Raw genomic sequence first — 16022 nt, 5'->3', positions numbered from 1 at the left:
ATAACTTTTTGATGCGAAACTCTTTAGTGTTCTAAGTTGTAACAAACCTAGAGATAATAGTAGTATTTTTTTAAAATTAAGTTACATTTGTAAAGCCCTAATTTTTATAACCTACTATTTATGAGAGAGTTTTTAACGATTTCTCTTGTGTTTATTCTGTCTTTTAACAAAATAACTGCACAAGATTCAATTATTGAATATCAAATTCAGAAAGGAGAAACCGCTTATTTTATTGCCCAAAAGTATAAGGTTTCTATTGATGAGATTTATAAACTTAATCCAGAATCTCAAAACGGCATTAAAGAAAATCAAATTTTAAAGATTCCTGTTCATGCTGAAACGACCGCAAGTCATAATGCGCAATTAAAACATGTCGTTCAGCCAAAAGAAACACTTTTTGGCCTTTCAAAACAGTATCATGTTTCAGTAGAGGCCATCCAAAATGCAAATCAGGAAATTTTGGCTAGCGGACTTCAAATAGGTCAAGAATTAATTATTCCTCAAAATTCAGATCATAATCTAAAATCAGAAATTCCAAGTTCTTCAAAAGCAACGCATCAAGTTGTTGCCAAAGAATCATTATTCAGCATAGCGAGACAATATAATGTTTCGGTTCAGGATTTAGAAAATTTAAATAAAGACATTTTGATTAACGGATTGCAGATTGGTCAGACGATTTCTATTCCGAACAAAAGAAAAACTTTAGATGGAAGAGTTCGTGTCATTAATCAAGAAACGGTTTTTCATGTTGTAGAACCGAAAGAAACCAAGTTTTCGATCGCCAAGAAATACGGAATTTCAATTGACCAATTAGAATCTCAAAATCCTGAAATCGTAAACGGATTAATTGTTGGAAATAAATTGGCTATTAACACTGCAGCGATAAAACCAACAAATGAAAGCGAAGAACTGATGCTGGCTCTAGCCGAAAAACAAGTTGTAGTTGAAAAAACAAAAGCCAAAACGGTTGAAATCGAAGATTTGAAAGATCGTTTGGTGGTTCAGAAAGAAATGAATCAGAAAATTATAAAGATTAATGATCTGAAAGTGAATCTGAACGATATGAATGGTTCTAAAGAAAATTCGGTTGAAAAACTGCGTTTGGTTTTAGAAGCGAATAAAAATGTTCAGGATATTTTGATGGCAAAATTAGATTCGCTGGTTACTTCAATGAATAATGATTTGAAAGAACTGAAGCGAATGGATATTTTGAATGTTGAGGAATCTAAAAGATTAGAAAAGCAATCTTCTGAAGGAATCAATCAAACCAATGAATTATCGTCTCAGCTGAAAAAAGAATTGGCAGAAAACAGAAAAGTGTATGCCGGTTTGATGAATAAGGTCGAAAAAATCGCAGTTGAGGAAAATCAGGAGTATAAGAGGAAAATCCGCGAAAGCGAAAAAAATAATAATACTACTTCTTTACAGCAGCGCTTGTCTTTAGAAGAAATAAAAAAATATAAAATCGAGCAGGAGCAAGGCGATAAACAGAATCAGCTTTTAATTGCTAAAATTGATTCGTTGGATATTCAGAAAAAAATCGAAGTAAAAAGACATATCAGGAAAGCTTCTTATTATAGTATGGAAGCGCGAAAATTTGATGATAAATTGGCTTTAGTTAAACTGAAAAAATATCAGGATGAAGCGATCAAAAAACAGAAAAAGAATAATTCGGGAGAAAATTCAAAAACTATTTCTTTAGAAGAAATGAAACAGGAATTGAAAGACAATCCGTTAAGAACTGATAAAACCGTAAAAGTGGAAGTTTATGATAATCTTAAAGAAGTTTCAAACGGGTATTACTTAGTTTTAGGTATATTTACAGACGCGGTTGACCGAGATAAGTTTATCATGAAACTGATTGATTCTGGCGAATTTAACGCTAGTTTCTTTTTCAACATTAACAGCCTTTCGTATTATGTTTACGCTGATAAGTTCGAAAACATGGAAGAAGTGCTTTACAAATGCAAGAAAAAAGAAGAAGATGAGTTATATAAAGAAATCATTATTGCTAAAGTAGAAATCGATCTAAGGTAATTTTTACAGCAATAAAACAAACGGCGCGAATTTTGCTTTTAGTAAAATTGTAACTTATTTTAGAATTAGAAATTAAATTGTTTTAAGCCTTATTATGAAATATTATTTAACAGTATTGTCTCTCGTATTTTTTATGACTTCAACCGCATTTTCGCAAGAAAAAGTAGTGAAATATAAAGTATCGAGCGGTGAGACGATTAATCAGATTGCACAGAAATTTAAGGTAACGCCTTATGATATTTACCAATACAATCCAGACGCAAGAACGGGTTTGGTGCCGAATTCTGTGTTGCTGATTCCGACAAAATCAGGAGAAGCAATAAAAGAAGTTTCTGAAACTAAAACAGCTGCAGCTTCAGGAAAAGAAATTATTCATGAGGTACAGCCAAAAGAAACGTTTTACAGCATTACGCACAAATACGGAATTTCAGAGGAAACTTTAAAAGCGGCAAATCCTACTTTGGAGAAAACAGGTGTTCAGATTGGCCAAAAATTGGTAATTCCTGGTAAAGGTTCTGCTCCAAAAGCAGCCGCAAAACCTGCTAAAGAAAAAGGTGCTGAAAAATATGTTTACCATGATGTGCAACCTAAAGAAACTAAATTTGGAATTGCAAAACAGTATAATATGACTGTCGATGAATTGGAGAAACGCAATCCAGATATCGTGAACAGTCTGCCAGTTGGTTATAGATTGACGATAAAAGGAAAAGCGCCAAAAACAGAAGCTGCTCCAGTTGAAACAGCAAAAACGGTAGAAAATAAAAAGCCTGTAGAAACTTCTAAAAAAGCAGTTTCTTATATGGAATATCAAGTAAAACCAAAAGAAACGTTTTACAGTTTAGGAAGGGTTTTCCATTTATCTCAAGAAGAATTAGTAGCCTTAAATCCGTCACTTTCTGAAGGTGTAAAAGAAGGAATGGTTTTAAAAGTTCCTGCTGGATATGTAGCTCCCGCTCCAATTATTGCAGCTCAAGTGCCTGTTACTAGTGGTGGGGCAACAGTTGCCAAACCAGTTGAAAACACTGGCGGTGGGGGTATTAAAATTGTAGACAGAGTAGAATCTGAAGAAAATAATGCTGAAGTTGTGGCTTTGACTAAGAAGAAAACAAACGAACGCAAAAAAGTTGTTTTATTGCTTCCTTTTAATTTAGCAAAAGTGCAAAGCGATACTTCTGGAACGGCTAACAGAATTAAAAATGATAAGTTCTTAAATATGACTTTAGATTTTTATTCTGGAGCTATGATGGCGATTGATTCTGCAAAAACCTTAAAACTGCCAATTGATGTTTCTATTTATGATTCGCAAGAAACTAAAACTACTTCTAATGTGGTAGGTTTAGTTTCGAAACTTCAAGATGCAGATGCTGTAATTGGGCCATTTTACCAGAATAATGCAGAAACAACAGCAAACATGCTTCTTTCTAATGGCGTTCCGGTAATTTCACCTTTATCAAAAGACAGCGCGAATCCGATTAACAATTTATATCAAACAGTACCTTCAAGCGACGTAATCAGAAATGCGGTTTTTGATTTTATGCGTTCTAAAAACGGAAATATTGTAGCGGTAGTAGATAAGAAAAAAGAGTCGGTTATTAACTACATCAAACAAAATCAAAGAGGAGTTGCTTTTGCTACTTTGACTGAAACGGGAGGTTTGGATGTGGCTAATCTAAAAAGTCTATTGATGCCAAATCGTATGAATTATGTTGTGATGGAAACGGGTAATACAGCGATGGTTAAAGCAACAATAAAAGCTTTACTTGATTCTCAGAAAACATGTCAGGTTCAATTGGTAATTTTAGAACCAAACAGTACTTTGGATACCGATGAAATCAATTTTGAGAATTTGGTAAAACTGAAATTAATGTATCCTTCTGTAACTCGCGAAAGTGACGAACAGCCAGTTTTGATTTATGAAAAACAATACCGTCTTAAAAACAAAGCCAATCCAACGTCTTATGCAACGAGAGGTTTTGACGTTACGTTTGACACAATGATGCGTTTAGTTCAAGGAAAAACATTTCAAGAAACTGCTGATTTGATGACGACTCAGCAAGTAGATAATAAATTTCAATATTATAGAAAAGAAGATGGCGGACACGCTAATAAAGGAGTGTACATCTTGTATTACGATAGCGATTTAACTTTAAAAGTAGCAAATTAATGACATCAAAAGTAACCTATTTAGGAGATTTAAGAACAAGTTCAATTCACGTGCAATCAGGAAGCGAAATCATTTCTGATGCACCACTAGATAATAACGGAAAAGGAGAAGCGTTTTCTCCAACAGATACAGTTGCAAATGCTTTAGCAAGCTGTATGATGACCATTATGGGAATTAAAGCCCGTGATTTGGAAGTAGATTTTGTTGGATCAACAGCTGAAGTAACTAAAATCATGAATGCAGAACCAAGAAGAATTGGTGCAATCGAAATTGTTTTTGAAATGAAAAGCAATGCCGATGAAAAAAGCAGAACAATTTTAGAACGCGCTGCCATGACTTGTCCGGTATTCTTGAGTTTAAGCAGTGAAATTGAAAAGAAAATTTCTTTTAACTGGAATTAAATCTTAGCAAAAAACAAATAAGAAAGGGCGTCTAAATTAATTTTTAGATGCCCTTTTCGCTACTAACTAATCAACCAATAAATTATTTATTCTGAAAACTCTAATTTTTTAAGTTTGTTCCAGCCTCCGCGTGTAAAGTCTGGAATTTCTACAGGAGCAGAATTATGGTCTAATGAAATTTCAGTTAGCGGTCCTAGACAAGACCATTCTGCTAAATCGTAAACGTCCATATCAAGCGGAAGTCCTTTTTGAAGGCAATGAATTAAACGGTAGTCCATAATAAAATCCATTCCTCCATGACCACCTACTTTTTTAGCTTGTTCTTCTATGCCTTTTGCGATTGGGTGTTTGTATTTTTCCATTAAAACTTTTTTCACTTCTTCAGGAACAAAAGAATGCGCACTTAGTTTTTCATGATTTGGTTTTACATCGTCGCCTAATTCTTTTCCGTCAAGCGCATAACCTTCAAGCGGATATTTATTTGCAAAACCTTTTGTACCGCTCAGCTGATACATTCTGCTGTAGGGACGAGGAGAAGTAACATCGTGTTGAATATGAATCGTTTTTCCGTTTTCGGTGCGAATCATCGTCATCGTATGATCTCCGTTTCTAAAATCTTTAATTTCCTGACCCGATTTTTCTTTGATATAAGCAGGGTTTCCAACCGCTTTTGTATCCATAGAAACCAAGAAATTCATTTTGTCACCACGATGGATATTTAACGCCTGACAAGCGGGCCCCATACCGTGTGTCGCATAAATATCACCGCGGTGTTTAATGTTGTAGTCCATTCTCCAGTTGTTCCAGTATTCTCCCCAAAATGGCTGTAAACCATGAATGTACGAACCTTCAGCATGTAAAATTTCACCAAAAAGACCTTGCTGTGCCATATTCAATGTTGTCAATTCGAAGAAATCGTAAACACAGTTTTCTAGTTGCATACAGTGTTTTCTCGTCTTTTCAGAAGTATCAATCAGTTCCCAGATTTCTTTCATGGTTAATGCTCCGGGAACTTCTATAGCAACGTGTTTTCCGTCTTTCATGGCTTGTACGCCAATAGTAGCATGATGTTTCCAATCGGTTGCTATGTAAACCAAATCTACATTTGGCAAAGCCGTTACTTTTCTCCAAGCATTTTCATCACCATAGAATTCTTGTGCTTTTGGAAAACCGGCTTTAGTCAAAATTTCATTTGATTTTGAAGTGTTTTCTTGAGTCATGTCGCAAAGCGCCACAATTTCAACACCCGGAATATGTGTCATACGCTCGACAGCGCCTGGGCCACGCATTCCAAGTCCGATAAAGGCAACACGAACAGTCGGAATCGGATCTGCGGCCATTCTAAGCACATCTTGCTGTCCTTTTGGACGAGAAGGTGTTTTAGTCTTAATCATTTGTGCCGAAGCAATTGTCCATCCGAACAAAAGAAAAAGAACAATAAAAGGTTTTAAAAAAGTAATTTTCATAAATGCGTAATTTTTTTATTCAATGGTGATATTCATTTTTATACGTTGGGTATATTTTTTTAACACATAGAAACATAGTTATTGTAAACTTAAAAAAAGGCGTTTCACTAATCTTAATGCACATAGAACTATGTGTTAAGCTTGCTTTTTTGTAATCTCACACAGAAAAAAAAATCTATGTTTCTATGTGTTTAAATATTTCACTGTAAAATTAACCTCTCTAATGAACCAAATTAGAGAGGTTTTCAAAAACAAAACAATCCAAGGATTTTAATATTTATTTTGACTACTAAATCTTTTCATTAATGGCGTTACATGTTTTTTAGTATCGTCGTCTAATGAATTTAATGCTTTATCGGCTTCGGCTGGAGCGTATTTTGTCAATCCTATTATTCCTGCTGCAATTACGTTATAAGATTGTTCTTTGGTGCTTTCTTCCATTAAATTTTTATAAGATGCATCTTCTGTAGAAGCTAATTTTATAATAGCATTTGCTCTGGCAATTGTTTTTGGATCTTTTTTAGCAATATCTAGCAATGTTTTTAAAACTTGATCTTTGGTTTGTTTTTCATTCAAATCAATTGCTTTAATGCTCAAGACTCTTAAATCTTCTTGCGAATCTTTTAAAGCTTCAAGCAAGATCAATTGCGATTCCTGACTTTTGTCTTTTGAAGCAAATTTTATAGCTTCAATTCGGTTGTAGTACGATGGTACATTTTTATATTGAAAAAGATAATCGGCTGCTGTTTTTTTATCGATGTTAACTTCGCCCACCAGAATTTTATCAGGATCTAAATCTATAAATTCAGGTTTAGAAGGAAGATCAAAACTGAAACTTTGCTGTCTTTTGCTAATTAAAATATCCTTTCTGATTTTGTTTCCATTTACATAAAAATCAACTTTTAACGGAAGAGTAAAAGTCTGCACAGCACTATCCTGAGATTGATTTATAGTAATGATGATTTTTCCGTTTGCATATCTATAACTAACATCCAAAATCGGACTTCCAGCATTAAAATACCATTGATCAAAATAAGGCAACCAGTCTTTTCCTGTAACATCTTCCATCGCCAAACGTAGCTGATGCGGTTCGCCAGATTTGTAGGCATTGATTGTTAAATACTGTTTTAATGATTTGAAAAATGCTTCGTCACCCATTTGATTTTTCAAAGCATACAAGATAATCGAACCTTTAGAATAGCTGATATTGTCAAACATGTCGTCGGCTTTTCTATAATGAAAACGAGCTAAAATTTCGCTGTTTCCATTTTTTTGCGAACGAAGATAATTCTGCAGTTTTTCATAACGAGATCGGTCTTCGGCGTCTTGTCCCGCGTCGTGACCGTGCCAAAGAACTTCTCCAAAAGTGGCGAAAGATTCGTTCATTGTTAAATTTGACCAGGATTCAGCAGTGACCAAATCTCCAAACCACTGATGAAAAAGTTCGTGTGCTACAGTGCTTTCTTCGTTATTGTCCAATAATTCTCTTGCCGTTTTTTGTACATAACCGCCGTGAACCGTTGCAGACGTATTTTCCATTGCTCCGCCAAAAAAATCCGTCACAACAATCTGTGAATATTTTGCCCACGGATATTCTACACCCAACATTTTGCTATAGAAATTAATCATATCGGGCGTTTTTCCGAAAAGTTGTTTGGCGTACGGCGCATATTTCGGTTCCAAATAATAGCTAACTTCTTTTCCGTTATAAGAATCTTTATAGATTTTAAAATCGCCAACAGCCATCATAAATAAATAAGGTGCGTTTGGCTGTTCCATTTTCCAGATGTCAGTTCTTGTGCCGTCTTTATTAACTTTTTGAGACGTTAATTTTCCGTTTGAAAGCGTAGTATATTTTGACTCCACCGTCATTGCAATTTCAGAAGTTGTTTTCTGATTAGGCTTGTCAATTGTTGGAAACCAGCAAGATGAAGCTTCTGTTTCTCCTTGCGTCCAGATTTGAGTTGGCTTATCTGCTTTTCCGTCTGGATTTATAAAATATAAACCTTTAGAATCCACAATAGATTCTCCTTCTTTGCTTTTTAATTCTTCTGGTTTTGCCGTGTAATTAATGTAGATCGTATATTTTTCTGTGCTTTTATATTTTCTGTTTAAAGCAATAGAAAGTTCTTCGTTGTTGTATTTGTATTGTAACGGAATACTTTTTTTCCCGTCAATAATGGCAATTTCTTTAAAATCCATTCCTTTTGCATCAAGCTTAAGAGAGTCACTTTCGTAAAAATGAGGTTTCAAAGTAATCCATTCTTTTCCATATAAATAACGCTTTCCGTAATCGAAAGAAACTTCCAATTTGGTGTGAATTAAATCATGCGTTTTTAAAGGAACGGCGCGATAAATTGATAATTCATCTGTCTTTTCCGTTTTGTTTTGTGCTTCTATTTTTGGACTTAAAATACAAGCTAATCCCAGAATAGTATATTTTAAAAAATGTTTTTTCATTTTATATTTTTTGAAAGTTCTTTACAGTTTTTCGATAATTCTGACCTCGCCGTCTTTTTCATCTTCGTTTAAAATATTCGATTGTTTTTTGGTGTAAGCCAATAAACTCCATTGAATTATTTTGTTTGAAGGATATAAATCAGCTTGCTTTTTCAGCCATTTTTCAGCTTCCTGCGAAGAAGAAGTTTTTTCAATCGCCCAAGCCGAAATCAATTGATTTGCAGGAAGAAAGTTCATAACCGTATTATCTACTACAGGATGAAAAGCCACAATTTTATCTAAAGATTTTGAGGCCATTTCTTTGTTTCCAAGACTGCTGTAACATTGATAATCGAGCCAGTTTTCTAGTCTTTCATCAATATTTTCGGCGTATGGTTTTCCAACGCCTAAATTTTCTGGGAATAGTTTGGCATCGGCAATAAATTGCAAAGCTTTTTTATAATTTTTGTTTTTCATTTCTGCCAAAGCTTGCATCAATTTGGCTTCGTGATACAATTGTCTTCCTGCGATTGCGCCTTCAAAAGGAAGAATTTGCAATTTGGTTAAGAACTTGTCGGCTTCAGCATATTTTTTGTTTAGAAGAAGCGTCTTTGCGTATAACATTCCGAGCAAATAATTGTCTTGATGTTTTTTGTAGAATGGTTCAGCTGTTGCTAATGCTTTATCAAATTGTTTTTGAACGATATAATGCTCAGCTAACATTTTATGATATCTCCAGCCTTGCGGATCTAATTTTATGGCTTGCTGCAAACTTGCCAATACAATTGTAGCATCATCTTTAAATAAAGAAGCTTTGGAACCATAAAAAGCAGGATCATTTGGTTTTGTTCCGCATTGTAAAAATAATTCTTTTGCGGAAGCGATATTATTTCGATTCCATTCAATTAAACCTAAATGATATTTTAATTGATATTGATCGTTAATTTTGATTAATGATTTTAAAATTTCAGCCGTTTCGTTTCGGAAAGGAAAACTCGTTCCAGGTCTGATTTTGCTGATATCAACTGATTTATTTTCTAAGAAAGCTTTCCAATAGATAATTTCTGCGCTTGGTTCTGCAATAGAAAAAACTTTTAAAGCGTCTTCTTTTCGGCTTATATTATTGTACCAAATACCTAATTCTAAAAATGTCTGTTCCGGCATTTCATTTTGAATAGCTGATGTAAAAGCCAATTTGGATTCGTTTGAATTGTTCCAAAGGTATTTTTCGAAATCAGCAAAATGATTCAATGGATCAAGTGTTGCAATGGTTTTTAAAACCGAATTTGCTTTTTCAGCACTATTCTGAAGACGATATAAAACCGCTAAAACTTGTAAACCTTGTGCATTGTATTGATTGTTTACGAGACTTTTTTCAGCATATTCAACTGCTTTTGGCAGATTGTTTTCTGCTAAATAAATTTTGCTTAAAGCCGTATAAGCTGGACTTCTAAACTCTACACTTGCAGCTGCGATGTCAAAACCATCTTTTGCATCGGTTGTATTTCCTAAATGCAAATTCGCTAAAGCGTAAAAATAATTCGCAGCAGCATCATAAGTATCAATGGCTAAAGCTTTGCTCGCCGAATTTATAGCACCTTTATAATCTAATTTTCTGATTTGTAAAGAAGCTAAAGCAGAAAGAACAGGAGCGTAGTTAGCATCTAATTTTAGGCAGGCATTAAGTTTTTCTTCGGCAAGGATATAATCTTTAAAACTGATGTAATTCTTCCCCTGCAAATACAATCCGTAAATCGAATTATGGTCAAAATCTTTCGGAATTTCTAAAGGACGATTAATGTTTCCATCTTCTGGAGCTGAATTCCAAACCAATTTATTTTCGCCCAAAACAAATTTCAATTTATTCGAATCGACTTTTATCTGAACGGAATCTTTGAAAGTTTGCATCGTATTTAATGCGATATCTTTAGAATACACTTTTTTATCGTTTTCAAAAACTTCGATTTTTTCGTTTAATTTTTGAAGCGGAGAAAAGTAGATTTTCAGCCAGCCATTTTCATTTTTAATATTGACAGAACCATAATTATTCGCTTTTACAAAACCTTTGGTCTGTTTTACAGGAAACCAATATTCGGTCCAAGTATCGGTTTGATATGGCGCGAACGAGCGCTGTTTGAAAGGCGTAAGATTACTGCCTTCGCTCGCCTGATTAAATAATCTTCCACTTTGAACTTCAACGTATTGCCCGTCAGTATCGGTTAATAATTTTTCCCAAATCATTCCTTGTTGAGATAATCCCCAAATCCAGATTTTTTTGCCCGGTTTATCGTCGTGATTGCCATATCTTCCCATTCCGAAGTCTTCATCGTGATAATATCCGCCAAAGAAATCATTGTATTTTCCGAATACGTGATATGATTTGTAACCGCCGAAATTGTTGTTTTTGTAGAAAGATAAATCTTTGCCATTTTCCTTATCAATTGGCCACGAATTGTATTCTCCGTTATGACCAATATAGGTTTGTCCCGGATAAATAAACTGCAGGTTTTCAGCTGCTTTTATTCCGGTATTCATCCATGTGTAGTAAGGCTGTTCAAATTCGGTTGTGTTCGACCAAAACGAACTTGTGGTAAAATAAGCTTTGTCTTTTGGCAGATTGATGTCTAATTTCCAAGAAGTTCTCGTTAATAAATCCAAAACGCCAATCACACAGCTAATGCTTCCATCTTCTCGGTTTATGATTTTGTAATCGACAGGAGTTGCGCAATTTGGCGTGTGGCCGATGATTCCGTAATTGCCTTCAACACCGCCGCTTGTCCACGGTCCGCGCATGGCAATGTCTCTAAATTTCACAACGTGATTATTGTAAACAATATCTTTTCCAGTTGATTTTTCGATTGCTGACCAAACTTTTCCGCCAATTTCTGGCAAGATTGTCAGTTTGATATAATCGTTTTCAATTTCGATTACTTTCCATTCTTTTTGAACAGGTTTATCGGTAAAACCATCAAAACGGAAATAGGGATAAAACTTAGTATCCGGTTTCGGAATCGGGTCAGGATCAGAAAAAGGATAAGTCGTAAATGCTTTTTTGTATTCTTTTACAGTGGTTTTGTTTTGTGCAGTGACAAAAAGGCTTCCAAAAAGTAGAATGGATAATATTGGTCTAAATTTCATGTGGATAGCTAGTTTTTGGGTTTGTTTTTTTAACACATAGAATCATAGTTTGCTTTGTCTATAAAGGCATTTCATTTACCTAAATTCACATAGCTATGTCTATGTGTTCAAATCTAGATTTGTTTTTTAAACTCTTTTATTGAAATAGAAAATTCTATGTTTTTATGTGTTTAATTTTTCTGCTTTTTTGTCATTTCGACGAAGGAGAAATCACACTAGTAGCTCCACAAAGTGAATTGTCTAATCTGTGCCGAATCCCGCGTGCGATTTCTCCTTCGTCGAAATGACAAACTGGATGTGTTTACTTCACAATCAACAGCAAGCCTTTTCCTTTAGAAACTGGAATTTCGTCTGTTGGTTTAAAAGTCTGAGCAGATTGAAATTTAAGAACTTCAGGAGCTGTAATAGTTGCTTTTGAAGGGTTGATTCCTAGTTTTTTCCAGTCGATATTCAGTTTCACTTTGGTATCAGCATCTGCCCAGCTTGCAATTGAAATTAAAGCCGTTCCATTTTTTTTGTAAACTGTTGCCAATACTTTGTCATTGCTTGTTTTTACTGGACAATTTTCACTCCAATATCCAATCATTTCAGAACCTTTAATTCCGAAAAAATCCCATAATTTCCAGATTTGTCTTGGGTCTGCACCGTCGCTCCAAGGCAGTCTGTTCGTCATTCCGTAAACCATTCCTCTCCACGGATTTCCTCCATCCTGAAGCATTTCTCCCATTAATCCGAATGGAATTCCGCTTACTTCTGTCAAGAAAAAGTCTGGTTGATTTTTTTCGTAGTCAAAATATTCTCCAAACCATAATTTATTGATGTACGGAAAGTGTTCCATGTATAAATTGGCACTGTTATTAAATCCGTCGCTTTTGTTGTATTGGTTCGCGCTGTGCAAATCAATAATTCCAGGGTGACCGTCTTTTGTCAATACACGTTTAATGCGTTTCATGGTAATTCTGTCAAAAGCAACGTCATCTAAGTAGATTCCGTCGATACCAACGTTTTGTGTTAGCCAGTTCATACCTTCTACATAATAATTGTGCCAACGGTTCATACCGCTGTTTACAATTGCCGCATCTTTAATTTCTGGAACAAACCAAGCCGCGATATAATCGTCGCCAACGTGTTCCTGCAGCCAAGAGAATCCGCCTCCTTTTCCTGGAGAATAAATTTCGTGGCCTAAACTTCTTAAAGCGAAAGTTTCATACGCTTTGTTCGAAACCTCTCTAACTGTGTTGTAGATTTTTACTTTTAAGCCTTTTTCATGCGCTTCATCAATGTACGTTTTCATCTTTTTAAATTCGATAAAAGGATAATTGATGTACGGATTGATCGCATTAGCATGGTGAATATTAATTACTGTTGCACCCGTTTTTGCAATTGAATCGATCGGACTGTATTTGTGATAGAATTTTGTATCCCACTGAAAATCGGTATTTATGGTATGGAAAGGTGTGATTAATAAGTTGAAGTTATAATGCAAAACATCGCCTTTTTTCATCGTTCTTGCACCGCTGTAAGCATTCACCACAACCGATTTCTGGTTTGGAGTAATGGTAATGCCGCCCTTATTTTCGTTCCCCCATGAAGTTGGCAACAATAATGGTTTTTGTAAATAGAAATTAGTATTTAAAGGGCGGCTATATTTTTCGTCTCTTAAAGAAAATTGCAATCCAGAATTTACGGCACCAATCCAAGCACCGTCTTGGTTTTTGTGTGCCACATCCCATTTCCAGTCAAAAGTTGCAGGGCGATCGCCGCCTTTTTGACCTAATCCCATCATGTATTTTGCAGATGTTGGCTGCATTGGCATTTGGAAATTAATATCATTAAATGAAACATCTTCAAGAGCCGTAACTTTTACTGTATAATGTACAAAACCGTCAAATTCAACAGAAGCGTTTACTTCCATTTGAGCTGATTTTGAAGTCGAAGTATTTTCAAAAGAAACTGTTCCTGCTTCTTTTTTAGTGAATTTTACACCGCTGTTTTTCCATTGCAATTCTTTTCCAGACGCATCAACAAAATGAAAATCGATTGGAGCGCTTAAAATATCATTGGCTTTTGTTCCCACAGAAGTCATTTCTGGAGTAAAGAAAGTCTGAATTTGAGCAGGAAATCCGTTTGGCGCTAAAATCAGTTTTCTTCCTAATAAAGTAATTTCAGAATTGTTTACTGTTAGTGGAGTATAAGGAGCAATAACTGTATTTTCTTGCGCTAAAGTAGAATTTAACCATTTTAAACGCGTCATTTTTTCTGGAGAATCAATTCCACCATTTTTCGTTACTTCGTTTGAAACGGTTATTTGAAGATTGATTTCTTTTGATTTTCCGTCAGCAATTACAGTTGCTTTTCCTGTGTAAGTTCCAGCAGTTGCAGTTTGCGGAATATCGATGCCGCACCACATTGCCTGAATTTTTCCTTTTGAAACAGAAACAGTATTGGTAAAAGGATTTCCGTCGTATTTTGTTCCGTCTGTATTAATACAGCTAATGTTTTTAGCATCAATTGTATTTCCGTTATTTTTCAAATCAGAAAAAGTGACTTTTATATTTTGCAAATCTTCAAGAGCATAAACTCCCAATTGAAAAGCCAGATATTCGCCTTTCATTGCCGTATCAGAAAAACTGTTTTGAACACCTTTCTGAATCCATCTTTGCGGTAAATCTGATTTTAATTTGATGGAATGCAATCTGTCTTCTGGGAAAACTAAGAAAGAATTTCCAGTATTTTTTGTAATCAAATCTTTGGTTTCAGCCGCCGTTGCAATAACTTCCATCGGGTAAAAACTATTAAAAGCATTTACGCTCTGGATTTCTGTAACCGAACAATTGTCTTTTACATTTGATTTAATGTTAGAAAGCCATTTTGTATCGGCTTTGTCTTCAGGTTTTGCATAAATTCCTTTCGGATAATTGGCAGTTCCTTCATCAATATAAGGCATATAATAAACGTAATACGTTCCTTTTCCTGAAATAGGTTCAAAGAAAATAGTTCCGTTTTCTCTATTGATGTTTTCGGTTTTTATGTTTTGAATTTCTTTTCCTGATGCATCTTGAACGATGATTTTTTTAAGTTCCGGATTAGTATCTCTTCTTCGCCATTCAATAGTAGTTTTGGCAACATTTCCTGAACCTGAAAATGCAATTACAGCGCGGTGGTTTCCTAATTTATCGGGATTCCAGCTGTCATTTCCGTCTGAATATTTGATTTGTGCTGTTAATGGAATACTGATGGTGAAAAGACACATCATCATTATTCTGGTCAAAAGCGTTGTGTGTTTTAGGTTTAGTTTCATTGTATTGTATAATCAGGTTAAATAGTATATTTTGAGTTTAGTAAACCGCTTTCCAGCCTTGTTTTTTCCAGTAGGCAATAATAGGTTTGTAAGGCCCGTATTTGTGCTGTTCTTCAGAAAAATTATCATTGAATGGGCTGTGCGCATAATCTATAGGTTTGCCCATTTTATCTGGATAATCAAACGTTTTTGGATTTGGTCTTTCGTGTACAGAATCATCATTTACATAAGCCGCAATATCAAGTGCTTCTTTGTCTGTAAGGTATGGTTTTCCAGGTTGCACTTTATCATACGGCATATTGTTTTTTAACCATTGCGCTTGTTTGATTACACGGTGCATGCTTGAACCTGGCTGATAACCGTATTCGCCCCAAAGAGGCGGGTAGGTGTAACCCGATTTGTCAGCATTATAAACTCCTTCACCATTATTTCCGTGACAACGGGCACAATTTTCAACAAACAATGCTTTTCCTCTTTCTGGACTTGCGGCAACATCAGGAAATTCGATTTCTAGATTTTTTGCTCCTTTGAAATTACCGTCTTTTGGAACAAATTTGCTAATCCATTTAAAATAAGATAAAAAAGCTACCATTTCTTTGCTGTCTAGCGGTAGCGGTTTTCCAGAATGTGGGCGCATAATGCAGTTATTAACTCGTTCTGCCAATGTAAGCACTTTATTTTCGCGTCCGCGGTATTGTGGATAATTATCGTGTGAAGACATTAAATTGAACGCATGCGGTTTTGTTCCAGCATCTTGATGGCAGTTGGTGCAATTCATTTTATTGCCTAAATATTTTCCGTTGATTCCGTTTGGACCAATATAATAAGCCGTTTTCATCATTAATTCTCTTCCATAACGAACTGATTCTCCAAATTGATCGTCTGGAATTTTTGAAGTATCAATTTTGATGTAACCTTCATCTTCGGCTTCTTGATTTACAGCAGCTAAAGTCTGTGAATTTGATTTGGTGCAGGAATTGAAAACTACAATTGGCATTGCTGAAAAAAGTCCGATAAGAATTATTTTTTTCATGTTTAGAATTTTTAGTCTTGTTCTTCTCCTGCGAGGTTTTCGA

At 35.0% G+C, this 16022-nt stretch carries 8 protein-coding genes; 3 read left to right on the top strand and 5 right to left on the bottom strand.

Annotation, left to right across the window (positions count from 1 at the left end; genetic code table 11):
• The first annotated feature begins 120 nt into the window (after positions 1–120).
• From Q9Q97_RS10435 to Q9Q97_RS10425, 3 genes are all read left to right on the top strand, one after another.
• Positions 121–2037: a LysM peptidoglycan-binding domain-containing protein gene (locus tag Q9Q97_RS10435; protein WP_306156701.1), complete on the top strand. Its 1917-nt coding sequence runs from the start codon at positions 121–123 to the stop codon at positions 2035–2037.
• 94 nt (positions 2038–2131) lie between these two features.
• Positions 2132–4201 (top strand): LysM peptidoglycan-binding domain-containing protein, encoded by a 2070-nt coding sequence (locus tag Q9Q97_RS10430; protein ID WP_306156699.1) that lies wholly within the window; start codon positions 2132–2134, stop codon positions 4199–4201.
• A complete protein-coding gene (locus Q9Q97_RS10425; RefSeq protein ID WP_306156697.1) occupies positions 4201–4602 on the top strand; it encodes an OsmC family protein in 402 nt (133 codons plus the stop codon). Before Q9Q97_RS10430 ends, Q9Q97_RS10425 begins: the two co-directional genes overlap by 1 nt.
• 86 nt (positions 4603–4688) lie before the next feature.
• Here Q9Q97_RS10425 and Q9Q97_RS10420 read toward each other — a convergent pair whose 3' ends face one another.
• From Q9Q97_RS10420 to Q9Q97_RS10400, 5 genes are all read right to left on the bottom strand, one after another.
• Entirely contained in the window at positions 4689–6068 is a 1380-nt protein-coding gene (locus Q9Q97_RS10420; RefSeq protein WP_306156695.1) for a Gfo/Idh/MocA family protein, read from the bottom strand.
• Positions 6069–6338: 270 nt separating this feature from the next.
• Positions 6339–8528 (bottom strand): M1 family metallopeptidase, encoded by a 2190-nt coding sequence (locus Q9Q97_RS10415; protein WP_306156693.1) that lies wholly within the window; start codon positions 8526–8528, stop codon positions 6339–6341.
• 21 nt (positions 8529–8549) lie between these two features.
• The gene (locus Q9Q97_RS10410) at positions 8550–11645 is read right to left on the bottom strand and encodes a DUF5107 domain-containing protein (RefSeq protein WP_306156690.1); all 3096 of its coding nucleotides are present in this window, start codon (positions 11643–11645) and stop codon (positions 8550–8552) included.
• Between the two features lie 301 nt (positions 11646–11946).
• Entirely contained in the window at positions 11947–14946 is a 3000-nt protein-coding gene (locus Q9Q97_RS10405; RefSeq protein WP_306156688.1) for a glycoside hydrolase domain-containing protein, read from the bottom strand.
• A gap of 37 nt (positions 14947–14983) precedes the next feature.
• Positions 14984–15979: a c-type cytochrome gene (locus Q9Q97_RS10400; RefSeq protein WP_306156686.1), complete on the bottom strand. Its 996-nt coding sequence runs from the start codon at positions 15977–15979 to the stop codon at positions 14984–14986.
• Positions 15980–16022: the final 43 nt, after the last annotated feature.

This window comes from Flavobacterium sp. DG2-3 (assembly GCF_030730925.1).
GTDB lineage: Bacteria > Bacteroidota > Bacteroidia > Flavobacteriales > Flavobacteriaceae > Flavobacterium.
Note: the sequence above shows the minus strand (reverse complement) of the source record. Positions and strands in the feature narration are given on the sequence as shown.

Bases quoted from the DNA above. Each gene is read 5' to 3' on its own strand.
- Q9Q97_RS10435 (WP_306156701.1), top strand. From the start codon at position 121: ATGAGAGAGTTTTTAACGATTTCTCTTGTGTTTATTCTGTCTTTTAAC.
- Q9Q97_RS10430 (WP_306156699.1), top strand. From the start codon at position 2,132: ATGAAATATTATTTAACAGTATTGTCTCTCGTATTTTTTATGACTTCA.
- Q9Q97_RS10425 (WP_306156697.1), top strand. From the start codon at position 4,201: ATGACATCAAAAGTAACCTATTTAGGAGATTTAAGAACAAGTTCAATT.
- Q9Q97_RS10420 (WP_306156695.1), bottom strand. From the start codon at position 6,068: ATGAAAATTACTTTTTTAAAACCTTTTATTGTTCTTTTTCTTTTGTTC.
- Q9Q97_RS10415 (WP_306156693.1), bottom strand. From the start codon at position 8,528: ATGAAAAAACATTTTTTAAAATATACTATTCTGGGATTAGCTTGTATT.
- Q9Q97_RS10410 (WP_306156690.1), bottom strand. From the start codon at position 11,645: ATGAAATTTAGACCAATATTATCCATTCTACTTTTTGGAAGCCTTTTT.
- Q9Q97_RS10405 (WP_306156688.1), bottom strand. From the start codon at position 14,946: ATGAAACTAAACCTAAAACACACAACGCTTTTGACCAGAATAATGATG.
- Q9Q97_RS10400 (WP_306156686.1), bottom strand. From the start codon at position 15,979: ATGAAAAAAATAATTCTTATCGGACTTTTTTCAGCAATGCCAATTGTA.